Below are 23484 nucleotides of genomic sequence, written 5' to 3' on the forward strand. Positions count from 1 at the left end.
TCGTGATCGACCGACGCCGGCCAGGGGGGATTTCGGGCCATCTGGTCAGCTGGGGCTTCGGGCGGCTGCGGGCACGTGCGCAGAGGTGTTCGCTATGACTGAGCCACCGCAGGACCGTTACGGCAGTCCGCGGTCCAGGGGGCAGCGGCCTCCTCCCCCGCCGGTGCCGCGACAGCCGCCGCCGAAGCCCATGCCGTCGAGGCAGCCTCCGCCGCAGCCGCCGACCGCCGGCTTCGGCTACTGGGAGGCCGACGCGCAGCAACTGCCCCCGCGTCCGCCCGAGCCGCCGCAGCCTCCGCCCCAATCCCCCCAGCAGCAGCCTCCGTGGGCGACGTGGGAGCAGCCGCCGTGGGAGCCGTGGGACCGGTCGGAGTCGGAGCCGTCTCCGCCGTACGGCTATGACGATCCGTACGGGTACGAGTACAGGTACGGCTTCGGACCGGGCGGCCCGGGACCGTCCCCGTACGACTACGCGCGGATGGGGCCGCAGGAGACGGCGCGTTCGAAGACGAGGCTGACGGTGCTCATCGTCGGCACCCTCATCGCGCTGCTGCTCGCGGCCGGCGGCGTGTACTACATGGTCAAGAGCGAGAGCGGGGACGCCGGCGGAAGCGCGCAGAACGCACCGTCCCAGCCGGACCCCGCGGGCGAGCGCCCCGCGGGCGGGAAGTCGGGCGGCGCCCAGGACGGTGACGGCGGGAAGGGCAGCGGTAACGACCGGGACGGCGCGGGAGGTTCGGGGAACGGCGCCGGCCAGGGCCGCTTCACGGGGAAGTGGCGTTCGGGCGGCGGCGAGGCGCTGACGATCGGCAAGCAGCTGCGCTCCGGCAAGTCCGCCGGCAAGCAGGCCGTCTCGTACGACCGTCCCGGCCGCCTCAGCACATGCCCCGGCGTCGGCGAGGTGCGCAAGTCCGGCGCGTCGTTCCGGCTGGCGCTCAAGTGCGTCAACGGGAGCGTCAAGAGCGAACTCGGAGGCGACGCGGTCCGTTCCGGCGGCAAGCTCACCGTCGAGTGGGACGGCGGCAGCAGCGACGCCTTCGCCAAGCAGGGAGAGAAGAGCGGACAGAAAGAACAGAGCGGACAGAGCCGGCGGAACGAGCAGCGCGAGCAGAACGAGCAGAACGGGCGGCAGAGCGGGGACGGTTGACGCACCCGCGACGGGCCGCCGGGTCCCCCGGCCACGGGTCCGGCCTCGCCGCCGCGCCCGCCGTCACGCCCCCGCCGTCAGGCTCTCCTCGTCGCGCTCCCCGCCGTCACGCCCCGCCAAGTCCGCGCACCTCGCGGGCCGACAACTCCCGGTCGAATGCCCGCACATCGTCGATCGTGCCCCTGAGCCCCTGGGAGGGCTCGCCGTCCACCAGCCCGCGCCCGGCCGTGAAGTCGCCGTTCGCCGGCCAGTCCCCGTCGTGGACGGCGGTGTCCTGGAGCCTTCCGTCGACGTACAGCCGTATCTCGTTGCCCGGGTCGTCGTAGACGCCGGTCAGCCGGGTCCAGACGCCCGCTCGGGGCGGGGAGCCGGAGAGCGCGACATCCTTGCCGGCGTCCGGGGAGTCGTCGACGGCGAGGCCCATCGACCAGCGGTCCTCGTCCGCGTCGTACTCGATGGCGAAGCCGCTGACCTCGTAGCCGTCCTGGCCGACGACGGTCTGGGTGCCGCCCTTGTCCAGGAGCTTCACACGCACCGATACGGAGAAGCTGCGCTCGGTGTCGAGCACGGAGCCCTCCGAGGAGACGTCCTGCGTGCCGTTGAACTCCAGCGCTCCCGCGACCGCACCGGGCAGCGGGTCGCCGAAGAGCGTCCCGACGATCCCACTGGCCGAAGTGTCCGCCGTGGTCGAGCCGTTGACCGTGTCGAAGAGCCACTCCAGCGCCGCGTCGACGGGCGGCGCGACCGGGCGCGCTTCCCCGTTGCCGCCGGTCCGCCCGTCGCCCCGCGGCGGCGGCGCGGTCGCCGTCGTCGTGACCGTCGAGGTGGCGGTGGCGGTCGCCGTGGTCGGCGACCCTCCGGGCGGCGGTACGGGAGCCTGCGAAGGCCCGCGCGCCGGCGGCGACTCGCTGTTCTGCGCCGGTTCCGGACGGAACGCCCCGGTGTAGGCGACGGCGACGACCAGCGAGGACAGGGCCACGACCGCCGCGCTCTGCATCACGCGCTTCGTACGGTGACGGCGCCTGCCGTCCCCCGGCCGGGCCTCCGCGCCGCCCGCGTTCGCCGAACCGCCCGAACCGCCCGGACCGCCCGGACCGCCCGAACCGCCCGAACCGCCGGTGCCTCCCTCGCCCCCGGAGCCGCCGATGCCGCGTAACACACCGGCCGGCAGGCTCACCGGACGCCGCGTCCACGCGGACAGCAACTCCCGCAGCCTGCCCGTCAGCCGGCTCTCGTACGAACGCTCCCCGCGCCGCCCGGCACCCGCCCCGAAGCGGACCCCGGCCCCGGCCCCGCGCCCGGCCTGCGCCGACCCGCCGCCGTCGTCCGCCTCCGCCCCGCGCCCGCCGCGCACCCCGGCCGCGGAGGACGAAGGCAGACCGGCGGCCGCGTACTCCGGGCCACCCCACGGCAGCAGCGCCTCCGCCAGCAGCGCCCCGCAGTGGACGTGCATCAGCCCGAGGTCCTCGACGGCCTGCGAGCAGTGCGCGCACCACTCCAGGTGCGGCATCAGCTCCGGTGCGGTCTCGATGGACTTCTGGTCCGCGTACGCGAGCACCGTGCGGCGGAGGCTGCGGCACTCGTCGTGCTCGATCTCCTGCTCGTGGATGCGTACATACGCGTTGTACAGCTCTCTGCGCGCCCGCCTTTCGAGGACCGAGACCTCGTCGGTCCCGCCGCCGAGCAGCTGGTCGATCCGCGCCACGCCGTCGTACTCGACCGTGTAGTGCCACAGCACGGTCTGCCCGGCGTCCGGGAGCGAGCCGAAGGCGCGGGCCGCCATGGACGTACGGGGGAAGTCGTCGGCCGAGGAGTCGCCCCTGCCCTCCGACACATAGGCCTGGATCCAGGTGACCAACTCGCCGTGCAGCTCGCTGCGTTTGGCCGTGCCGGCCCAGTCGGCGGTCGTACGCAGCACGGAGCACAGCGCGTGCGGCCGCACGGCGCCGACGCGCACGCCCTCCCGCAGCGTCGTCGCCCGGCGCCACGCGTTGCCGGCCAGCTCCTCCGCCGCCTCCGCGCCGACCGTGCACACCGCCGCGAACTCCCGCACCGCATGAAGGTGGCGCCGCTCGAGCTCATGGAGCGCGTCGCGATACGACTCGCCCTCCTCCCTTACCAGCGGGAGGAGTTCAGCATCTGACAGTCGCGCACATTCCATCCGTTCGCTTATCCCCAGACTCGACGGCGTCTCGATCAAGAGACGGATGCTCAGAGTGCATGGCCGATGACAGTACGAGGATAGGACGTACCGGATTCCGAATCGGCTCCATCGAGGAGCACACGAAAGTACGCCCGAAAACAGCGGGGCGGCAGGGCAGTTGGGCCCGGCGCCCGCCGGCGGGATCTTTCGCTTCTGTGACGCCTCCCTACGAGGCCCCGCCAGCCGGTGCGTTCGGGCCTACCATCGCGGACATGTCCCCCACCGGCTCCGGCCACGGCTCTCACCACGGCTCCGGCCACGACTCCGAAGACACCGGCGACCACGCCCGCACCGGCCGCACCGGGCGCTCCGTCCGCTCCGTCCCCGGTCGGCGCCTCGTTCGCGACGTCGTGCTCGTCGTCGCCGCGCCCCTCGTGCTGGCGGGTTTCGGCCTCGGGCACCCGGGCGGGCTGCGGCCGCACAACGCCGTGCACTGGGCGGAGATGCACATCTGGCTGCTGCCGGTCTGGCCCCTGCTGGCGCTGGGCGTGGTGCTTCCGCTGTGGGGACGGCCGCGGCGGGACGCCACGGGCGCGGCCACCGTCGTCGCGCTGGCGGGCGCCTTCGGCTACGCCGTCTTCTATACCGGGCTCGACGCCGTCGCCGGCATCGGCGCGGGCATCGCCGAGCAGCACGGGGGCGGTCAGCGGCGCAAGGTCGTCAACCCGATGTTCGCCACCGGGGACGCGCTCGGGCAGGCGGGCGTGTGGTGCCTGGTCGTCGCGGTCCTCGCGGCGTCGGTCGCACTGTGCCTGCGGTACGGGACGGCACGCGTGCTGCCGGGCACGGCGGTGCTGCTGGTGTGCTGCTGGTCCTTCTTCGACAGCCACATCTTCCATCCGCGTGGCGTGGTGACGATGCTGGGTTTCGCGCTCGGCTTCGCCCTGTGGGTGTGGGCCGCCGCGGCACGCCCGGCCAACAACCTTGCGTACGGGGGAAGTCCGCCTAGCTGACGCGGCCGCCGAAGAAGACCTGCGTCTCGGTGAGACGGCCGTCGCGGACGGTTGCGACCTCGACGTTGCGGTGCACCTCGCCGGTCTTCAACTCGTACTCGTAGAGGAGGAAGACGTCGTCGCCTCCCGCCGGCGCCACCGAGAGGATCTCCTGCCGGCGCAGGCGGTCCGCCGTGGGGAAGCAGCGGGCGAAGAAGTCGGCCTTGCCGATGTGGTCGTCCTGCGGGCTGGTGAAGCGGTAGTCGTCGGCGATCAGCTGCTCCGCGCGTTCCCGGTCCTGCGCGATGTAGCTCTCCATGCAGGCCCGTACGACATCGGTCCCTGCGGAGCCGGTGGATGCCGTGGAGCCGGTGGATCCCGTGGAGCCGGTCATGCGGCGTCTCCTTCCGTACGCGGATGTCACGACGGGAGAGAGGACCGGCGGGGTCCACTGAATTCATCGGCGCCGGAGGCCATCGAACCGGAGGCACCGGCCCCGGAAGTCCTCGGACCGGAAGCGCCCGTACCGGCCACGGGCCTCCCCGTACGTGCAAGGCTGTGCCCATGACCAGGACGAGACCGGACGGACGCCCGTTCCCGCACCCGCACGCCGACGAACGCACCATGCTGGAGGGGTGGTTGGACTTCCACCGCGCCACGCTCACCCTCAAGTGCGCGGAACTCGACGACGAGCGGCTTCGCGAGCGGTCCGTGGAGCCGTCGGCGATGACCCTGCTGGGCCTCGTGCAGCACATGGCGGAGATCGAACGGAACTGGTTCCAGCGGATCTTCGCCGACCACGACGTGCCGCCGCTGTACGAGGAGGGCGACCAGGACGGCTTCGCGCTCAGCCCCGAGCGCGGCATAAAGGAGGCGATGGCGGTCTGGCACCGCGAAGTGGAACGCGGCAGGGAGCTGACCGCCACCGCGTCCCTCGACGACTCCGGGCCGCTGTCGGGTAGGGCCGCGGAGATCTTGGGCGACAAGACGGTGTCGCTGCGCTGGATCCTGGTCCACATGATCGAGGAGTACGCACGGCACAACGGCCACGCCGACCTGCTCCGCGAACGCATCGACGGCACCTCCGGCACCTGACGCCCCGGCGCGCGCCCCCGGCGCACCTCCACGGGAACGCCCACCGGCACGGGCGCGGCCACGGACACGCGCGCGCCCGGCGCACCGGACACCACCGGCGGACGGAAGTGTGTGCCGGGCGCACGGGCACCCGGCACACACGATCACGGCCGGGGCCGCCGCTGCCCCGCCAGCCGCACCCGCCGCGCCGCGGGAGCGGCCCCGCCGCCTCCGCGACCGAGTGCGGCACCACCGGGACCGGCCCCCGGGCGTCCGCCCGCGCGCAGCACCGCACGCGCCGCCTGCCGCAGCTCCGCCACGCCCCGGCTCTCGCTGCGTGCGGGCAGCCACGCGAGCACGGCCGTGACCGGCGGCAGCCCCGTGATGTCGGCGTACGCGAGACCCGGACGCGGATACAGCTCGCGGGCGGCGGCGGGCAGCAGGGCGATGCCCTCGCGCTGCGCCACCGCCAGCAGCAGCGACTCCAGGCCCGTCACGACAGGCCCGAACCGCACGGGCGTGCCGTCCGGACGCGGATTGACCGTCCAGTGGTCCCACCACGCACGCACCGACTCCCCCGCCACGTCGACGAAGACCCGCTCGTCGAGATCGCACAGGGCGAGCGGCCGTTCGCGCTCCAGGAGCGGGTCCCCCACGGGCAGGCACACCACCCGCGGCTCGGCGGCCAGTTGGAGCGTGCGGATCCCCGCGGGCAGCGGCAGCCGCAGAAAGGCCGCGTCCACCTCGCCGCCCGTGAGCGCCTCGACCTGACCGGCCAGATCCAGTCCGCACATCTCGACGACGCACTCCGGATTGCGGCCGCGGAACTCGGCGAGGATCTGCTGCGGGTACGGCATGGCCGCCTCCGCGCCCACGAACCCCACCCGCAACCGCCCGCTCACGCGCCTCGCCTGATGCTCGACGGCCTTGCGGAGCCGGTCCGCCGCCTCGACGGCCGCCCGTGCCGCCGGCAGCAGCGCACGGCCCTCGGGCGTCAGCTCCACACGGCGCGTGGAGCGCTCCAACAGGCCGATGCCCATGCGCCGTTCGAGCGCCGTGATCTGTCTGCTGAACGCGGGCTGGCTGATGAACATCCGCCTCGCCGCCTGCCCGAAGTGCAACTCCTCGGCAAGCGCCAGGAACAGGCGCAGTTGATGAACGCTCGGATCGCTCCCCCTGGTCGCCGTCTTACGGTCACCACCGCCGCACGACCCTTCCACCCCGTATGCCCCCATGCCGAATACTGTATCAATTTGCGTTGTATGCGCCTCAGTTATCCCTTTCATCGATCCCGCCCGGCCGAGCACGATGGGTGACGTCTCCGCGACGGAACGCCACCGAGAGCGGTCCGCCGGAGAGCCCGAAAGAAGGGGGAACAGAGTGAACAAGTCACCGCGCAGGACCCTCGCCGTGATGACCGCCGCGGCGGCACTTGTCGGCGGTACGGCACTGGCCGGCACCGCTCACGCGGCGCCGCAGCACGCGTCCGGCAGCCAGGCGCAGCAGCTCCAGCAGCAGGTTGACGGCTACCTGGCCAAGGACTCGGGGGCACGCCAGGTCTCCGCGGACAAGGTCGCGTTCAAGGGGGGCACCGTCACCTTCACCGGCCGCGGCCAGGAGAACTCCCGGGCGAGCAGGGCGCCTTCGTGCCGCCACGGTCACCTGTGCATCGTCGACGGCAGCGGCAAGCGGTACGACTACTACCGCTGCGGTACGTACAACTTCTACGGAATCGGCAACGGCACCTTCAACAACAACCAGACGTCGGGCACCGTCGCGCGCTTCTACAACCGCAACGGCAGCCTGCGCTGGACGAACCGGGCCAAGGACACCGGCACGGCCTCCTGGACCCCGGTGTGGAAGATCAAGCCCTGCTGACGTACCGGCCCGCCGGCCGGCCGGGCCGCTGATCCGGCAGCGGCCCGGTCACAGATGAAAGCCGTGTCCCCGCCCGCAACCCGGGCCGGGGACACGGCACTTGGCACTTGGCATCGCCGCATGGGCCTCCGCCGAAGGCGATCCGGGACCGCTACAGGTGGTCGATCTCCGTGAGGTCGATGTCGACCTCGAAGGGCACGGACACCTTCAGATGGTCGTGGTGGATGCCGGTGACGGCGTAGACCATCGTCGTCGGGTCCAGTTCGTAGACGTAGACCACCGGACGCTCACCGTCGCCCGACATCTCCACGCGCCAGAAGTGCGGGATGCCCGCCCGGGCGTACTTGTGCGGCTTGGTGTCCCGGTCCCGCTCCTCGGAGTCGGGCGAGACGACCTCGACGGCGAGCACGGCGTCCGCGGCCTCGTACCGGGTCTGGCGCCTGTCCCCCTCCGCTTCGGCCTTCACCACGCAGATGTCGGGCTCGGGCACGGTGCCCGGGCTGAGCACCACCGCCATCTCCCGCCGCACCCTCAAGTGATCAGGTGCCGTGCGGCGCAGGCCGCTCTCCAGCAAATACATCGCGAGCGAATGAAAGTCCCTTTGCGGGCTCGCGAAGACCAGGCTCCCGTCGATCAGCTCAGTGTGCGGCGGGAGGTCAGGCAGATTGAACAGGTCGTCCACGGTGTAGCCCTGCCGCGGTGGCACTGGCCACCGCGGCGTGGCGTCCTGGGGATCGCCGCTGGTGGACACGGGCTCGGCGGTCATGGTTCCTCCCATGGACGGGATTCTCTGCCCCGCGTCCACCGTGGCGGGCGGAAGCGGCCCGTGGCCACTCAGAGGAATGACGGAGCACGTCACGTTGACGGAGACCGGAGACCGCCCCGCGCCCCGCTCACTCCCACTCGATCGTGCCCGGCGGCTTGCTCGTGATGTCGAGGGCTACGCGGTTGACGCCGGAGACCTCGTTGGTGATGCGGGTGGAGATGCGGGCCAGCACGTCGTAAGGGAGCCGCGACCAGTCCGCCGTCATCGCGTCCTCGGAGGAGACGGGGCGCAGCACCACGGGATGCCCGTACGTACGGCCGTCGCCCTGCACGCCCACCGAGCGGATGTCGGCGAGCAGCACCACGGGGCACTGCCAGATGTCGCGGTCGAGGCCCGCGGCGGTCAGCTCCTCGCGGGCGATGGCGTCGGCCTCGCGCAGCAGGTCGAGGCGCTCGCGCGTGACCTCGCCGATGATGCGGATGCCCAGGCCGGGGCCGGGGAACGGCTGCCGCTGGACGATCTCGTCGGGCAGCCCCAGCTCCTGGCCGACCATGCGGACCTCGTCCTTGAAGAGCTTCCGCAGCGGCTCGACCAGCTGGAATTCGAGGTCCTCGGGGAGCCCGCCCACATTGTGGTGGGACTTGATGTTGGCCGCGCCGGTGCCGCCACCGGACTCGACGACGTCCGGGTAGAGGGTGCCCTGCACGAGGAACGCGACGTCCTCGCCCGCCGCGCCGGCCTCGGCGACCAGCTCCGCCTGGGCCTGCTCGAAGACCCGGATGAACTCCCGGCCGATGATCTTCCGCTTCTGCTCCGGGTCGGAGGCGCCGGCCAGCGCGGAGATGAAGCGGTCCGCGGCGTCGACGACCTTCAGCTGCACGCCCGTGGCCGCCACGAAGTCCTTCTCGACCTGCTCGGTCTCGCCCTTGCGCATCAGCCCGTGGTCGACGTACACGCAGGTCAGCTGTGTGCCGACGGCCTTGTGGACGAGGGCGGCGGCGACGGCGGAGTCCACGCCGCCGGACAGCCCGCAGATGGCCCGCTTGCCGCCGACCTGCCGGCGGATCGCGGCCACCTGCTCGTCGACGATGCTCGCGGTCGTCCACGTCGGGGAGAGTCCCGCGCCGCGGTAGAGGAAGTGCTCCAGCACCTGCTGGCCGTGCGTGGAGTGCATCACCTCGGGGTGGTACTGGACGCCGTAGAGCCTGCGCTCGTCGTCCTCGAAGGCCGCGACCGGGACCAGGTCCGTGGACGCCGTGACGGTGAAGCCCTCGGGGGCGGCCGAGCACGCGTCGCCGTGCGACATCCACACCTGCTGCTGCCCCGGTGTCCCCTCGAAGAGGGTCGACGAGCCCTTGGTGACGGACAGGTCCGTACGCCCGTACTCACGGCCGCCGGTGTTGTCCACGGTGCCGCCGAGCGACTGCGCCATCAGCTGGAAGCCGTAGCACAGGCCGAGGACGGGGACGCCGGCCTCGAAGAGCGAGGCGTCCAGCGACGGGGCGTCGGCGGCGTACACGGAAGAGGGGCCGCCGGAGAGGATGACCGCCTTCGGCTTCCTGGCCAGCATCTCCTCCACCGGCATGGTGGACGGGACGACCTCGCTGTAGATCCGCGCCTCACGCACGCGGCGCGCGATCAGCTGCGCGTACTGGGCGCCGAAGTCGACCACGAGGACGGTCTCCGGCGCGACGGACGCGTCCGCCGCCTCGGGAGAAGCGGAGTCCTGCGAGCCTGTGACCCGGGGGTCGGGCGCTGATGCCACGGAGCGGCTGCCTTTCGGCCTTGCGGCGGTGGTACGGGAGTGTGGGACGGCATGGGCGCCGCGGACGCGTGCGAACGCCGGGCGGACGCCGGGCCGGAACGCGGAGCGCATGCTCACTTCGTACGGCCGATTCTAACGGCGGCGACGGCACGACGGCCGCCCCGGTCAGCGCTCACGACCGCCCCGGACGGGCCGCGGGCGCCCCCTCCTCCCGGCTTTCCGCTTGGATCCAGGGGCGGGGCTGTGCATACTGTCCAGCATGTTCGAGCAGCACACCGCGACCAGCTTCTGGTTTACCTATGGCACCGGCCCGTCCGGCTGCCATGGTCGAGCTGCTTGATCCACTGACAAGCGACTTGCCGGGCGCCCCGGGCCGATCAAGGCCCGGGGCGCCTGCCGTTTCCGCTCCCACCGGGCCACGCGGTCCGGGGCCTCGGCTCACAGACGTACGAGCCCCGAGGACGGAGCCATGAACACCGTGAACAACGTGAACGACGTCGAAGCCGCGGATGCCGCGCACGCCGCTGCGACGTCGACGACCGCGGAAACCACGAGGACCGCGCACGCCACCGCGAACCCCGCTGACGCCACCGAGTCCGCCACCGAGACCGGCGCCGCAACCGGCGCCGCGACCGGCACCCTCGCCCGCGTCGACGACTTGGACGCCCGCATCATCACCCTCGTACAGGAGCGCCGAACGGTCTTGGCGGGCATCCGGCAGACCCGCGTCGAGGCCGGGGGCCACGGGGGTCTGGCCCGCGAGATGGAGGTCCTCGACCGGTACCGGAAGGAGCTGGGTCGTCCCGGCACACAGCTCGCCATGACGCTGCTCGCGCTGTGCCGCGGGCAGTTGTGAACCCGCGGCCGGGAGCCGCGAACCGGGAGCCGCGAACCCAGAGCCGGGAACCGGCGGCTCCGAACCGGCGCCCCGGAGACAGATGAGGTGGCACGCACGAGGCCTCAACCCTCCGGCTCCTGGCGGGCGTCAACCCTCCGGCTCCTGGCGGGCGTCAACCCTCCGGCTCCTGGCGCGCAGCGGTCACTCGTACGGTGCGTGACCGCCCGACGAGACGGTTCGTTGGTCCCGGTGACCCCGACGGACGCCGCGCATACGGCAGTTCGGGGCCGCGCCATCGCAGCGATGAGACGCCCGTTCCTCCCGTGGGCGGAGACGGAAGTGTCGTGGGACCTCGCTCCGGCGCGAGTGACCGGTCAGCAGGGGACAGCAGCCCGGTCACCGACCCTCCCCGCCCGGGGAGACAGCGGCCGGTCCCGGGGACGCCCTGGACCGGCCGCACCGCGGAACAAGCGCCGCCGTCCGGGAAGATTCTCGGGAGATTTCCAGCCCCCGGTAAAAGTTCCGGCCAGCCGGTACGAATGCCGTGAGCGAGTGGGTCCGACACCTTGCGCACCTGGTGCCCGTCCAGCACGATGCACACGAACTCCCGTTGAAGGCCCAGCCGTTGACCGGCTCAGCAGTGTGCTGCCCCCAGCGCCCTTGCGAGCCCCGGCGGCCAAGCGGCACAACCCCCCGGTGCCGCTCCCTCAGCCCGGGCGCTGCCCTGACGTCCGAGCTGAACGCGAAGGGCTCCGTGGCGCCGTCTCCACCCGGCCGGCGCCACGGGGCCCTTCGCATGTCCACACCGGCCGGCACCGGACCGTGCGGGTCCGCACGGGTCCACGCGGCTCCGCACGGGTCCAGGCGCGCTTCGCACTCTTCCCGCACGCTTCGCGGACTCTGCGCCCGCCGCCGGGGCCATACCGCCCCGGCAGCGCCCGCCGGCACCGGCGGTCTACTCCGCGGCGGCACCCTTCCGCGCCGGCACCTCCGGCACGGGCAGCACCGTCAGCCGCAGCGCCCCGAACGCGCTCTCCGGCACGGCCGGTTCACGCGGCGGCACGGGCGCCATCCGTACGTACGACGCGCTCTGCTCGGGACGCGCGTCCTCCTCGCCCTTGTTCGGCCACAGCGCCATCGCACGCTCCGCCTGCGCCGTGATCGTCAGCGCCGGGTTGACCCCCAGGTTCGCGGAGACCGCGGAGCCGTCGACGACCGATATGCCCGGGTGCCCGTACAGCCGGTGGTACGGGTCGATCACACCGCTGTCCGCGTCCGCGCCGATCGGGCAACCGCCGAGGAAGTGCGCCGTGAGCGGCATGCCCGTCAGCTCGCCGAGGTTGGTGCCGGCGAAGCCGTTGATCTCGTCCGCGAGAAGCCGTGCGGCCTCCGCGCCCTCGGGGATGTAGGCCGGGTTGGGCGCCCCGTGCCCCTGGCGGGCGGTGAGCAGTCCCTTCCCGAGGCCCTTCTCCTTCCGGTACGTGGTCAGGGAGTTGTCGTGGGTCTGCATCACCAGGCCGATGATGATCCGCTCGGACCACTTGCGGGCCGAGAGCGACCGCAGGAAGAGGTTGGGGTGGCGCAGGCAGGTCAGCAGGTGCCCCAGCAGCTTGGGCAGTTTCGTCTCGTGGTCGACCTGGAGGGTGGTCAGGGCGCTCATCGCATTGGAGCCCTTGCCGTAGCGGACGGGCTCGATGTGCGTGTGCTCGTCGGGGTGGATGGAGGAGGTGATGGCCACGCCCCTGGTGAAGTCGAGCTTCCGGCCGTCCTTCCACTTCTTGCGGTAGCGCCGTTCGACGGTCTGCGCGCCCACCAGCGCCTCGGAGTTGGTGCGCGTCAGCTCGCCGAGGCGCTCGGAGAGCCGGGGCAGCGTGCCGGTGTCGCGCATGCGGTGCAGCAGAGTCTGCGTCCCGTACGTACCGGCGGCGACGACCACCTTCCGGGCGCGCAGCACCGTACGCGGGCCCTTGCGCTTGTCCGTGGCGACGCAGGTGACGGCGAAGCCGCTCCCGCCCGACTCCCCTTCGCCGCCCGGGAGTTCCTCGATCTCCCGCACGGTCGTCATCGCACGGACCTCGGCGCCCGCCTGCTGCGCGAGGTGGAGGTAGTTCTCGTTGAGCGTGTTCTTCGCACCGTGGCGGCAGCCGGTCATGCACTCGCCGCACTCCGAACAGGCCCTGCGCGACGGGCCGGCCCCGCCGAAGTACGGGTCGGCCACCTCGCCGCCGGGGTCCACCAGGGCCGTGCCGTCGGAGTCCTTCCCGTCGCCGAAGAAGACCCCCACGGGTGCCATGTGGAAGCTGTCGCCGACGCCCATCCGCTCGGCCGTCGTCTTCAGATGCTCGTCCGACGGGGTCGTGGTCGGGTTGAGCCGTACGCCGAGCATCCGCTGTGCCTGGTCGTAGAACGGCTTCAACTCCTCCTGCCAGTCGGTGATGTGGCCCCACTGCCGGTCCTGGAAGAAGGCGGGCGGCGGCACGTACAGGGTGTTGGCGTAGTTCAGCGAACCGCCGCCGACGCCCGCGCCCGCCAGGATCATGACGTTGCTGAGGATGTGGATGCGCTGGATGCCGTAGAGGCCGAGAGAGGGCGCCCAGATGTACTTCTTCGTGTCCCACGAGTTCTTGGGCAGCGTCTCGCGCGTGAAGCGGCGGCCCGCCTCCAGCACGCAGACGCTGTACCCCTTCTCGGTGAGGCGAAGCGCCGAGACGGAACCGCCGAAGCCGGAACCGATGACAATCACGTCGTAGTCGTACGAACCGCCCTTGCTCTGGGCGGAGTTCTCCTCGGACACGGTGGGCCTCCGGTGCGAGTGGTGCGTGCGGCTCGGGTTCGGTCGTACGGGAAACCTGGATGGGAACGGGGACGGGGACAGGAAGGGGGAAGGGGGGAACAGGAGACGGGGCGGGGACGGGGGCGGGGCCCGCGGCAGGACGGCCGGACGGGCGCACCGCCCGTCAGCGGAAGCGGAGCGCCTTCAGCGCCTTGAGGCTGAGGCTCATGAACTTGGCGTACTTCGAGTCGTTCATGCCGAAGGACGGCGCCATGGGCATCACCCGCTGGTGCGCGACGGTCTGCGCCTCGGTGTACTTGAGGATGCCCTCGCTGCCGTGCCGCCGCCCCAGGCCGGAGTCGCCCATGCCGCCCATCGGCGACTGCACGCTGCCGTAGGCCGCGGCATAGCCCTCGTTGACGTTGACGGTTCCGCTGCGCAGCCGTGCCGCGACCTCGCGGGCGTGCCGCCCGTTGCGGCCCCAGACGCTCGCATTGAGGCCGTACGCCGTGGAGTTGGCGAGCTCGACGGCCTCGTCCTCGTCGGCGAAACGGTAGACGGAGACGACGGGCCCGAAGGTCTCCTCGCTGCACACGGCCATCGGCGACTCGACCCCGTCGAGGATCGTCGGCTCGTGGAAGAGCGGACCGACGTCGGGCCGCGCGCGCCCGCCCGCGAGCACCTTCGCGCCCTTGGCGACGGCCTCCTCGATGTGCCGCGTGACGTTGTCGAGCTGCTTCTGCGACACGAGCGACCCCATGTCGGCGCCGTAGGCGAGCGCCGAGCCCAGCTTCAGCCGCTTCGTACGCTCGACGAAGCGCCGCACGAACTCGTCCGCCACCGACTCGTGCACGTACAGCCGCTCTATCGAGATGCACAGCTGACCGGCCGAGGAGAACGAGCCGCGCACGGCCCCGGCGGCGGCCTTGTTCAGGTCCGCGTCGCGCAGCACGATCATGGCGTTCTTGCCGCCCAGCTCCAGCGAGGCGCCGACCAGCCGCTCGGCGGCCTTCTGCGCCACGCCGCGTCCGGTCCTCGTGGAGCCCGTGAAGGAGACGTAGTCGCCGCGTTCGACGACCGCGGGACCGACGATGTGGCCCTCGCCGAGGACGACCTGCCACACGTTCTCCGGCAGGCCCGCCTCGATCAGCAGCCGCCGCGCCCACAGCGCGGTCAGCGCCGTCTCGGTGTCCGGCTTCATCACCACGGCGTTGCCCGCGGCGAAGGCGGGAAGGGCGTCGCCGACGGAGAGTTCGAAGGGATAGTTCCAGGGCGCGATCTGGGCGACGACCCCGCGCGGATGCCGGTGCTCGGACACCTTCGTCAGTACGGGGATCGCTCCCGTGTGCCGCTTGGGACGCAGATAGGCCGGCGCCTTCAGCCCGTAGTGGCGCGCGGCGACGGCGACCGCCTGCACCTCCTCGTGCGCGTGCAGCCGGGTCTTGCCGGTCTCCAGCTGGATCAGGTCCAGCACCTCGTCCTGGCGGCGCAGCACCAGGTCGTGGAAGCGGAGCAGCACGGCCGCACGCTCCCGTACGGGTACGGCCGCCCACTCGCGCTGCGCCTCGCGTGCGCGGTGGAAGGCGAAGGCGACGTCCTCAAGCGTCGACTCCGGCAGCTCGGCCAGCTTCTTCCCTGTGAAGGGCGTGTGACTTGACGTACGGCCGCTGCCGAGCACTCCCTCGGTAAGCTGCGCGACCAGCTCGTCGGTGACGACGTCTCCGGCGGTGCGCACCCCGGCGGGCGCTGAAGCCACCGGGTTGCCCTCGGCAGTGCTGTCGCCGCTGTCGGTGCCCCGGGGGCCTGGAGTGTGCTGCGTGTCCGTCATGTGAGAGAGAGTACGACCACGGAAACGGGCTGCATACCCGGCGGTAACACTTTCACCGAATCCGCCAGTGAACGCTGGCGTGACGGCACGCGGCAGTCAGCGCTTCGTCGAGCGATAGGTGTCGGCCACGGCCTCGAAGTGCCGGTCGATCTCCCGCTGCCGGCTCTTGGAGCCCATCACCATCAGCACGTGGTAGCGCCCGTCGAGGATCATCGCCCTGTTCCGCGCGTACACGTCGCGGCCGCCGTCCTTCCAGCTGAACGTGCCCTCCGCCATGGCCGCTTCACCCACGTCGATGCGCCGGAGCCCGGAGGTGGACGCCCACTCGGAGGCGCGGTAGGACTTCAGCTCCAGTTCGTCGTCGCTCTGGTAGGCCATCGGGTCCTTGCCGTACTTCGCCACGGAGTCGCGGCCGTTGACGACGACCATCTCCACCGCGCCGCCGTTGTAGCGGACCTGGCCGTGGCCGGGCGTCGAGCGCCGGTTCCACTCCTTCGGTACGGCCACCTGGAAGCCGGCGGGATCCCGGCTGAGCTTGTAGCCCGCCGGGGCCTTGCCCGCGGGCGCGGGCGGCCGCTGCTCGTCCGCGCCGCCGCCGCTGCCTTCGCCCGTACCGCCGCCGCTGCCCCCCGGCTTACCGTCCGTCTTGCCGTCCGTCTTGCCGTCTGCTCCGGGCTCGCCGGGACGGTTCTCGCCGCCCACCGCGCCGCGCTGCTGGTTCGCGGCACCGTCCGAATCGCCCTTCGGCATGAACCACACCGCGTACATCAGCGCGGCGACCAGCCCCGCGAGGACCAGCCCGACGAGGAGGCCGCCCAGCCGGCGCGGGCCCGCTGCGCCCTCTCGCGGACGCTTCTCCCGAACGGCCCGGGGCTGCTTCGGCGCGCGCTTCGGCTTCGGCGGCGCCACGGCACTCGCGGGGCGGGGGGCGGCCTGCTCGTACGGCGCGTACTGCGGAGTGGGCGTGGGCTGCTGTGGCGGCCGCTGTTCCTGCTGCGACTGCTGCGACTGCCGGGTCTGCAACTCCTGGGCCTGCAACTCCTGCGCCTGCGACGGCTGTTGCCGTGGCTGCTCGTACGGCGGCGCCTGATGCGGCGGCTGATGCGGCTGTTGCTGGTACAGCGGTTCCTGCGGTGGCGGCGGCTGTTGCGGTCGCTGCCGTCTCCCTTGCTTCGGCTGCTTCGGTTGTCTCTGCTGCTTCGGTTGTCTCTGCTGCTTGGGCTGCTTCGGCTGCTTGTACTGGCGCTGCTCCGCGCGCGCGGCACGTCTGGCCGCCCGTCTTCTGCGTACGAGTTCGCCACGGCGGCGCAGTATCGGCAGCCGTCGCGGGTCCGACGTACCGCCCGGGTCCAGCGACGGCGCGTACACCGTGTGCCAGCCCACCTCGGGCTCCGGCGCCGATCGCACCAGCGACCGCAGCCAGCCCCGCAACTCCTCGAAGTCCGGGCGCTCCATGGGGTCCTGGCGCAGCAGCGACTCGACGACCGGACGCAGCGGACCGCACTCCTCCGCGAACGCGGGCGGCTCACCGCACACCATCTGCACCAGCTCGGCGACGTCGTCCTCGGGGTAGGGGCCGTGGCCCTGCACCGCGCGGAAGAGCAGCACGCCCAGCGCCCACAGGTCTGCGGACGGGCCGACGGGAGGCGCGAGCCGCCAGTTCCGGTGGACCGGTCCCGCCTGCTCGGGGGCCCAGCGCTCCGCGACCGCCCCGACGACGGTCATCCGCGCCTGGCGGGCACGCTCCGCGGCGAGCGCGGTGGTCGGACCCTGGAAGCCCTCGGCGTCGCCGGAGTCCTCGGCGCCCTCGCCGCCCCAGGGACGGCTCTCCGGCTCGTCGGCGTACGGGTCCTCGGCATACGGGTCTTCCGTGTACGGCTCCTCGGCGTACGGGCCCTCTGCGTACGGGACTTGGGCGTACGCGTCCTCGGGACCCCGATCCCTCCCGTACGACGCGTCCCCGGCCGGAACCCCGGCCCCGGCATCGGCACCGTGCCCCGTCCCGGACTCGCGCCCGGGCTCACTCCCGCGCTCGCGCTCGGGCTTCGCCGGACGCCAAGTGGCCTTCACCGGGAGGCTGTTGGGCGGTCGCGAGCCCGGCAGGTCGCTCGGGGTGACCTCGTCCTCGCCGGACGGCAGCCACCGTACGAAGTCGTCCGGCGCGGCGTGCGGATCGGCCGCCGGAGGGGGCGAGGAGGCACGGTTCCACCAGTCCTCGCGGGCGTCCGCCCGGTCCCGCCGGTCCTGTTGGGGCTGCCGGTCCTGTTGCGTCTGCTCGTCCTGTGCGAACTGCCGCTCATCCCGCCGCTGTTCCGGCGAGCGCTCGCCTTCCCGGGCGTCACGGGCGTCCCGCTCACGGTCCGGGCCGTACGCACGGACGGCGGCACCTCGCCGCGCACTCTCCTGGTAGGCCGCGACGGCGCTCGCCCGCGGGCCGCGCCCGCCTGTGCCGCGCCGCTCGCGGCCTTCGTGGCTCTCGTAGCCATGGCGTACCGGCGGCTGCTGCTCCGCCGCCCCGCCCTCATGGGCGAGCCCCCGGATGCCGAAGATGCCGCGCGGCCCGCCCCCGGAGTCCCCGGAGCCGGATCCTTGCCCGGCGTCGGAGCCGTACCCGTGGCCGGACTCGGGCGCGTGGCCGGACTCGGGCGCGTGGCCCGACCCGGCCCCGCCGTCACGTCCATACGCCTCGCCCGCCTGCCCGTTCTCCTGCCGTACGTCGAAGCCCTCGGGCAGCGAGATGCCCGGCAGGGGCGCGGCCCCGGGCGCCTCGCTCGCCTCCTCACCCAGAGCGCCCGCGCCACCGCCGTCACCCGCGCCGCTCGCTCCGCCCGCGTCGTCGGCACCTCCGGCACCTCCCGCACCTCCGGCACCTCCGCCGCCCGGTCGCGGCTCCCCCGGGATGTCGCCCCTCGGCGGCAGCGCCACCCGCCCGGAGTCCGGCAGCGGGTTGTAGCCGCACAGCGCCTCCTGCGCCGCGCCGACCGCGAGCCCCGTCAGCAGGGCACGCCCGTCGTCGCAGATCAGGACGGTACGGGGAGTGACATTCCGGTGCGTCCAGCCGTGTGCGTGCACCACGCGCAGCGCCGTCAGCAGATCGGCGGCGATCTCCGCCGCCCGGTGCGCGGTCAGCGTCTGGTGCGAGAGCAGCGTGGCGAGCGGCGTCGCGGGCAGCAACTCGCTGACGATCCACAGCCCGTCGCCCTCGACGAAGACGTCGAAGACCTGGTCCAGCCTGGGATGGTCGGGCACGCGTGCCGCGGCGATCGCCGCCTCGACGGCCCGCCGCACGACGGGATCCGCGGGCATTCGCGTCGCGCGCCCTATCGAGCCGCGGAAGGTGCCGCCCTGGCCACCGGGTGCGCCGCCCGGTTCGTGGTCCGCGGCGCCACCGGCACCGCCCGCGCCGTACGCCCCGCCGCCGGCGCCCAGCACCTCGGCCTCGACGACCTCGGGCAACGGCACCTGACGCACGAGCACTTCCTGGCCGCTGGCCGTGTCATAGGCCACCGACTCCGTCAGCTGGTACGAGGCGGCGAGCGGCCGGGGCAGGCGATAGCGGTCGGCGAGCAGCCGCCCCGCCTCTTCCGCGTAGTCGTCCACGACGCCTCCCCACAGCGCGCGAGACCGTCAATTCCACACCGCATCCGTATGTTTACGGACGGATGCCGGTCTGCGGCCATTCACGATACGTGTCTGAGCTGTCCGGCGCGGGCGGACTCGGGGACTCCCCGGTCGTACGCGGGCAGCCGCCGGCTTCATCCACTTAAAACGCTTGCCCGATTCCGCCTCATCCCCAACGTCCCCCGGAACAACGGCCGGGAACCCCGTGCCGCGGGCTCAGTCGAGCGGCTTGAAGGTCTTGAACGCGGTCTCGCGGAGGGTCCGGCACTCGTCGTCGTCCCACTTGCCGGCCTTGCAGGTGATCATGATCGCGTAGCCGTGTGAATCGTCCGCCCGGAAACCGCGGTTGAGCACCCGTACCCGGTCGCCGCCCTCGTCCCGCTCGAACTGCCAGTCCCCGACGGTCGGATAGCCCCGCCACTGGACGCTCTTGATGCTGATGCGCCGGTACCCGCTGCTGTTGCCCTTCACCGCGGGCTCCAGATCGCGCCAGCCCGCCGCCGCGTCCTTCAGCGGCTTGGGGCTGAAGTCCACCTGGAGCTTGGGCAGTCCGCCGCCGGAGTACTTGGCGCCGGAGTTGCTCCCGGCCACTCCGGAACGCTTGAAGTCCTCGGGCATCGCCATGCTGAAATGGAAGCGCTTGTCCGTGACTTGGGTGTAGTCGTCGGGCAACGAGGGGCCGTCGCCGGGCTCCTCCTCCTCGTCGCCGCCTTCGGAGGTGTCCGGCCCGGGCGAGGGGCTCTTCTTGCCCTCGCCGCCGTCGTCCTTCTGCTTCCCGGCGCCGGGACCCTGCTTCTCCTTGCGCGCACCGTCGCCGCGGCCCTTGTCCGAACTGGCCGCGCCCTTACCGGACTTGCCGTCGTCACCGGAACCGCCGGAGCCGCCGCCGTCGCCGAGCGAGAGGACCGCGAGCAGCGCCAGTACGGCCGCCACGGCCACCGCCGCGACGGTCAGCGTGCGGCGCGAGAACCGCGCGGCGAACTCCGCGACCGCCGTCGTGGCCGCCGCGAGACCGCCCGAGCCGGCGCCGCCGCCGGAGGGAGAGGCGGACGCCGCGGAAGCGGACCGGGAACGGGACGAGGGCGCGCCGCCCGCGGCCGGCTCTCCCTCGCCGCCTTCCGCCGCCCCGGAGGCCGCGGAAGCGGCGGGACCGGAGGAAGCGGCGGAAGCGGAGGTCTTGCGCCCGTCACCGGGACCGTCGCCGTGCTGCCGCCCCTCGGCCTCGTCCTTACGGCCCTTGCCGCCCTTACCGTCCTTACCGCCCTTGGCCTCCGTACCGTCACTGCCGCCGTCGCGGGCATCCGGGCCGTCCTGGCCGCCGCCGCTGCCGCCCGCGCCCGTCGCGGACGGTGCACCCGCGACACCGGCTCCCGCCGCCGCTCCGGCCGCCGCAGCCTTCGAACTCCCGCGCACAGACGCAGACTTCGCAGCCGCGGCTGACTTGCCCTTCCCCCGCTTCTCCTTGGTGCGCCGCTGCCTGCCACCCGAGGAGCCGGAGGAACCCGAGGAGCCGCCCGCCTCGCCGCTCCCGCGTCCTCGCCCTGCCTCTCCATCGCCGGACTGCCCCGGCTCCGGCGCCTCGACGGCCTTCTCGCCGCCCTGGGCACCGTCGGGCTTCGGCGGCAGCACGGCCGTCGTCCCGCCGTCCTGTACGGGAGCGGCAGCCGCTCCCGCGCCGCCCTCGCCGGAGGCCACCGGCTCCAACAGCGCGCGTGCGCCCGCCACATCGAGCCGCTTGTCGGGGTCCTTGGTCAGCAGCCCGAAGATCACTTCGTCGAGTTCGCCCGCCTGCTGCGGCGGCGGCACCGGCTCGGTCATCACCGCCGTAAGCGTCGATATCGCCGACCCCTTGTCGTACGGCGGACGGCCCTCCACCGCCGCGTACAGCAGAGCGCCCAGCGACCACAGATCGGCGGGCGGACCGGGCGGCTTGCCGCGTGCACGCTCCGGCGAGATGTACGAGGGCGCGCCGACGAGCATCCCCGTCGACGTCACCGACGGGTCGCCCTCGACCTTCGCGATGCCGAAGTCGGTGAGCACGACGCGGCCCGTCACGTCCTCCAACAGCACGTTGGACGGCTTCACATCGCGATGCAGGACCCCTTCGCGGTGCGCGGCGCGCAGCACGTCGAGCACCGCGAGCCCGACCTCCGCGGCCCGTCGGGGCGTCAGCGGGCCCTCGTGCCGGATGTGGTCGGCGAGCGATGCGCCCTCCACGAGCTCCATCACGATCCACGGGCGGTCGTCCTCGTCGACCACGTCGAAGACCGTCACCGCGCTGCCGCTGCGGATACGGGCGATCGCCTTCGCCTCGCGCAACGTACGGGTGATCAGCCGCTGCTTCTCGTCCTCCTCGACGCTGGAGGGGAACCGGAGTTCCTTCACCGCGACCGACCGGCCCAGAACCTCGTCCTCGCCGCGCCACACGGTGCCCATGCCGCCCCGGCCGAGGACTCCCCCGAGCCGATAGCGACCTCCTACCAGCCGACCCTCGTCCTCGCTCATGAATCCCCTTGTGTCACCTCAGCGATGGACCACCCCAGCCCTGCACCATTGTGAACCATCGCGCCGTCACAAGACGTACGGGGGCGGCGCAGTGCGGGCACATCCCGGCCCCTTCGCACACTCCTTCACACACTCCGCCTCACACATCGTCACGGACACCGGCCGCCCCGGGTCCCGGACGGATCCAGGACCGGGCCGGGGCCGGCCTCATGGTGAGTCCCCTCACATCGGCGCGATGCCCCCTCACATCGGCGCCATGTCCGGTCACACCGGCGCGATGTCCGGCGCCCCCAGCCGTGCCGCGTCCGCCGTCAAGTCGTCCGGCTGTAGCTGCGATTCGCGCTCGGCCTCGATCCGCTTCTCGTAGTGCTCGACCTCCCGGTCGATCTGGTCGGCGTCCCAGCCCAGGACGGTCGCCATCAGCTCGGCCACCTCGCGCGCGCTGCGCGTGCCCCGGTCGAAGGTCTCGATCGAGATGCGCGTACGCCGCGTGAGCACGTCGTCGATGTGCCGCGCGCCCTCGTTCGTGCAGGCGTAGACGATCTCGGCCTTCAGATAGTCGTCGGCCGCGGGCAGCGGCTCGCCCAACTTCGGGTCGTCGGTGACGAGTTCGAGCAGCTCCTCGGTCAACGTCCCGTAGCGGTTGAGCAGATGCTCCACCCGGGCCACGTGCAGTCCCGTACGGGCCGCGATGCTCGCCCGCGCGTTCCACAGCGCGTGGTAGCCCTCGGCGCCGACCAGCGGCACCTCCTCGGTGACGCAATCCGCGACGCGGCGGTCCAGGCCGTGCACCGCCTCGTCCACGGCGTCCTTCGCCATCACCCGGTACGTCGTGTACTTGCCGCCCGCCACGACGACCATGCCCGGCACCGGGTGCGCCACCGTGTGCTCCCGCGACAGCTTGCTCGTCGCCTCCGACTCGCCCGCCAGCAGCGGCCGCAGCCCGGCGTACACGCCCTCCACGTCGTTGCGCGTCAGCGGCACCGCCAGCACCGAGTTGACGTGGTCCAGCAGGTAGTCGATGTCCGCGCTGGAGGCCGCCGGATGCCGCTTGTCGAGGTCCCAGCCGGTGTCGGTGGTGCCGATGATCCAGTGCCGCCCCCACGGGATGACGAACAGAACGCTCTTCTCCGTACGGAGGATCAGCCCGGTCGTCGAGTGGATCCGGTCCTTCGGCACGACGAGGTGGATGCCCTTCGAGGCCTTCACATGGAACTGCCCGCGCTCCGCGATGAGTCCCTGTGTGTCGTCCGTCCACACGCCCGTGGAGTTGACGACCTGCCGCGCGCGCACCTCGTACTCGCCGCCCTGCTCCAGATCCCGCACGCGCGCGCCGACGACCCGCTCGCCCTCGCGCAGAAAGCCCACGATGCGGGCGCGGTTGGCCGTGTGCGCGCCGTATGCCGCGGCGGTGCGGACCACTGTGGCCACGTAACGCGCGTCGTCCATCTGCGCGTCGTAGTACTGAAGCGCGCCGACGAGCGCGTCCTTCCGCAACGCCGGTGCCACGCGCAGCGCATGACGCCTGCTCAGGTGCCGGTGCGTGGGAAGCCCTCGCCCGTGCCCCGAGGAGAGCGACATGATGTCGTACATCGCGACGCCCGAACCCGCGTACAGCCGCTCCCATCCCTTGTGCTGCAAGGGATAGAGGAACGGCACCGGCTTCACCAGGTGCGGCGCGATCCGCTGGAGCAGCAGCCCTCTCTCCTTCAGCGCCTCCCTCACGAGCGCGAAGTCCAGCATCTCCAGGTAGCGCAGCCCGCCGTGGATCAGCTTGCTGGACCGGCTGGAGGTGCCCGACGCCCAGTCGTTCGCCTCGACGAGGCCGGTGGAGAGCCCGCGCGTGACGGCGTCGAGCGCGGTGCCCGCGCCGACGATTCCGCCGCCCACGACCAGCACGTCGAGTTCGCGCTCGGACATCTGCGCCAGCGCCCTCACGCGCTGCTCCGGTCCCAGTGTCGCCGTCCTCACCGCTGCCTCCCGTGTGGTCGTGCGTTCGCCGGTGGTGATTGTGGTTGTTGTTGAAAGAACGTAGGCAGTGTTCCCCTGCCGATGGTCCTCCAATTCCCTGACTTCGGCCGCGCTGCGGGCGCCGTGAAGCGGGTCATCCCAGATATCCGTCATATTGCCGATTAACTTGCTATAGCGCCGCGC

15 protein-coding genes are annotated in these 23484 nt (G+C 72.3%); 5 read left to right on the forward strand and 10 right to left on the reverse strand.

The features are described 5' to 3' along the window. Nucleotides 1-94 precede the first annotated feature (94 nt). Complete coding sequence (locus HCC61_RS06685; RefSeq protein WP_169134302.1) at nucleotides 95-1147, forward strand: hypothetical protein; 1053 nt, start codon at nucleotides 95-97, stop codon at nucleotides 1145-1147. 106 nt (nucleotides 1148-1253) lie between these two features. On the opposite strand, the gene HCC61_RS31460 is transcribed toward HCC61_RS06685, so the two are convergent. Further along, nucleotides 1254-3200 (reverse strand): LamG domain-containing protein, encoded by a 1947-nt coding sequence (locus tag HCC61_RS31460; protein WP_169134303.1) that lies wholly within the window; start codon nucleotides 3198-3200, stop codon nucleotides 1254-1256. A 362-nt stretch (nucleotides 3201-3562) separates the two neighbouring features. On the opposite strand from HCC61_RS31460, the gene HCC61_RS06695 reads away from it, so the two are divergent. Beyond that, nucleotides 3563-4303, forward strand: coding sequence for a hypothetical protein (locus HCC61_RS06695; RefSeq protein WP_240968514.1), 741 nt, complete (start codon nucleotides 3563-3565; stop codon nucleotides 4301-4303). On the opposite strand, the gene HCC61_RS06700 is transcribed toward HCC61_RS06695, so the two are convergent. Then, nucleotides 4296-4676 (reverse strand): nuclear transport factor 2 family protein, encoded by a 381-nt coding sequence (locus tag HCC61_RS06700; RefSeq protein ID WP_169134304.1) that lies wholly within the window; start codon nucleotides 4674-4676, stop codon nucleotides 4296-4298. The two genes, HCC61_RS06695 and HCC61_RS06700, sit on opposite strands and share 8 nt — an antisense overlap. A gap of 170 nt (nucleotides 4677-4846) precedes the next feature. Here HCC61_RS06700 and HCC61_RS06705 point away from each other — a divergent pair, with 170 nt between their 5' ends. Beyond that, on the forward strand, nucleotides 4847-5377 hold the full coding sequence (locus HCC61_RS06705) for a DinB family protein (protein WP_206322150.1): 531 nt from the start codon (nucleotides 4847-4849) through the stop codon (nucleotides 5375-5377). Between the two features lie 143 nt (nucleotides 5378-5520). Here HCC61_RS06705 and HCC61_RS06710 read toward each other — a convergent pair whose 3' ends face one another. Further along, nucleotides 5521-6591: a LysR family transcriptional regulator gene (locus tag HCC61_RS06710; RefSeq protein ID WP_169134305.1), complete on the reverse strand. Its 1071-nt coding sequence runs from the start codon at nucleotides 6589-6591 to the stop codon at nucleotides 5521-5523. 145 nt (nucleotides 6592-6736) lie between these two features. Here HCC61_RS06710 and HCC61_RS06715 point away from each other — a divergent pair, with 145 nt between their 5' ends. Further along, nucleotides 6737-7234 carry a hypothetical protein gene (locus HCC61_RS06715; protein WP_169134306.1) on the forward strand — a complete coding sequence of 166 codons (498 nt, stop codon included), beginning with the start codon at nucleotides 6737-6739 and terminating at the stop codon, nucleotides 7232-7234. A gap of 151 nt (nucleotides 7235-7385) precedes the next feature. Here HCC61_RS06715 and HCC61_RS06720 read toward each other — a convergent pair whose 3' ends face one another. Then, the gene (locus HCC61_RS06720; protein WP_240968516.1) at nucleotides 7386-8000 is read right to left on the reverse strand and encodes a Uma2 family endonuclease; all 615 of its coding nucleotides are present in this window, start codon (nucleotides 7998-8000) and stop codon (nucleotides 7386-7388) included. A gap of 127 nt (nucleotides 8001-8127) precedes the next feature. Next, the gene (gene guaA, locus HCC61_RS06725; RefSeq protein WP_346777080.1) at nucleotides 8128-9672 is read right to left on the reverse strand and encodes a glutamine-hydrolyzing GMP synthase; all 1545 of its coding nucleotides are present in this window, start codon (nucleotides 9670-9672) and stop codon (nucleotides 8128-8130) included. Between the two features lie 562 nt (nucleotides 9673-10234). Here guaA and HCC61_RS06730 point away from each other — a divergent pair. Continuing rightward, on the forward strand, nucleotides 10235-10621 hold the full coding sequence (locus HCC61_RS06730) for a chorismate mutase (protein WP_169134309.1): 387 nt from the start codon (nucleotides 10235-10237) through the stop codon (nucleotides 10619-10621). A gap of 937 nt (nucleotides 10622-11558) precedes the next feature. Here the strand turns inward: HCC61_RS06730 and HCC61_RS06735 are convergent. From HCC61_RS06735 to HCC61_RS06755, 5 genes are all read right to left on the reverse strand, one after another. Next, nucleotides 11559-13397, reverse strand: a complete 1839-nt coding sequence (locus HCC61_RS06735) for a GMC family oxidoreductase (RefSeq protein WP_169134310.1) — start codon at nucleotides 13395-13397, stop codon at nucleotides 11559-11561. Between the two features lie 163 nt (nucleotides 13398-13560). Beyond that, nucleotides 13561-15204, reverse strand: coding sequence for a succinic semialdehyde dehydrogenase (locus tag HCC61_RS06740; protein ID WP_169134311.1), 1644 nt, complete (start codon nucleotides 15202-15204; stop codon nucleotides 13561-13563). A gap of 96 nt (nucleotides 15205-15300) precedes the next feature. Beyond that, nucleotides 15301-18804, reverse strand: a complete 3504-nt coding sequence (locus HCC61_RS30570) for a serine/threonine protein kinase (RefSeq protein WP_346777060.1) — start codon at nucleotides 18802-18804, stop codon at nucleotides 15301-15303. A 237-nt stretch (nucleotides 18805-19041) separates the two neighbouring features. Further along, on the reverse strand, nucleotides 19042-21330 hold the full coding sequence (locus tag HCC61_RS06750; protein WP_169134312.1) for a serine/threonine-protein kinase: 2289 nt from the start codon (nucleotides 21328-21330) through the stop codon (nucleotides 19042-19044). 264 nt (nucleotides 21331-21594) lie between these two features. Beyond that, nucleotides 21595-23301, reverse strand: a complete 1707-nt coding sequence (locus HCC61_RS06755) for a glycerol-3-phosphate dehydrogenase/oxidase (protein WP_169134313.1) — start codon at nucleotides 23299-23301, stop codon at nucleotides 21595-21597. Nucleotides 23302-23484 lie beyond the last annotated feature (183 nt).

Source organism: Streptomyces sp. HNM0575 (assembly GCF_012726265.1).
Classification (GTDB): domain Bacteria; phylum Actinomycetota; class Actinomycetes; order Streptomycetales; family Streptomycetaceae; genus Streptomyces.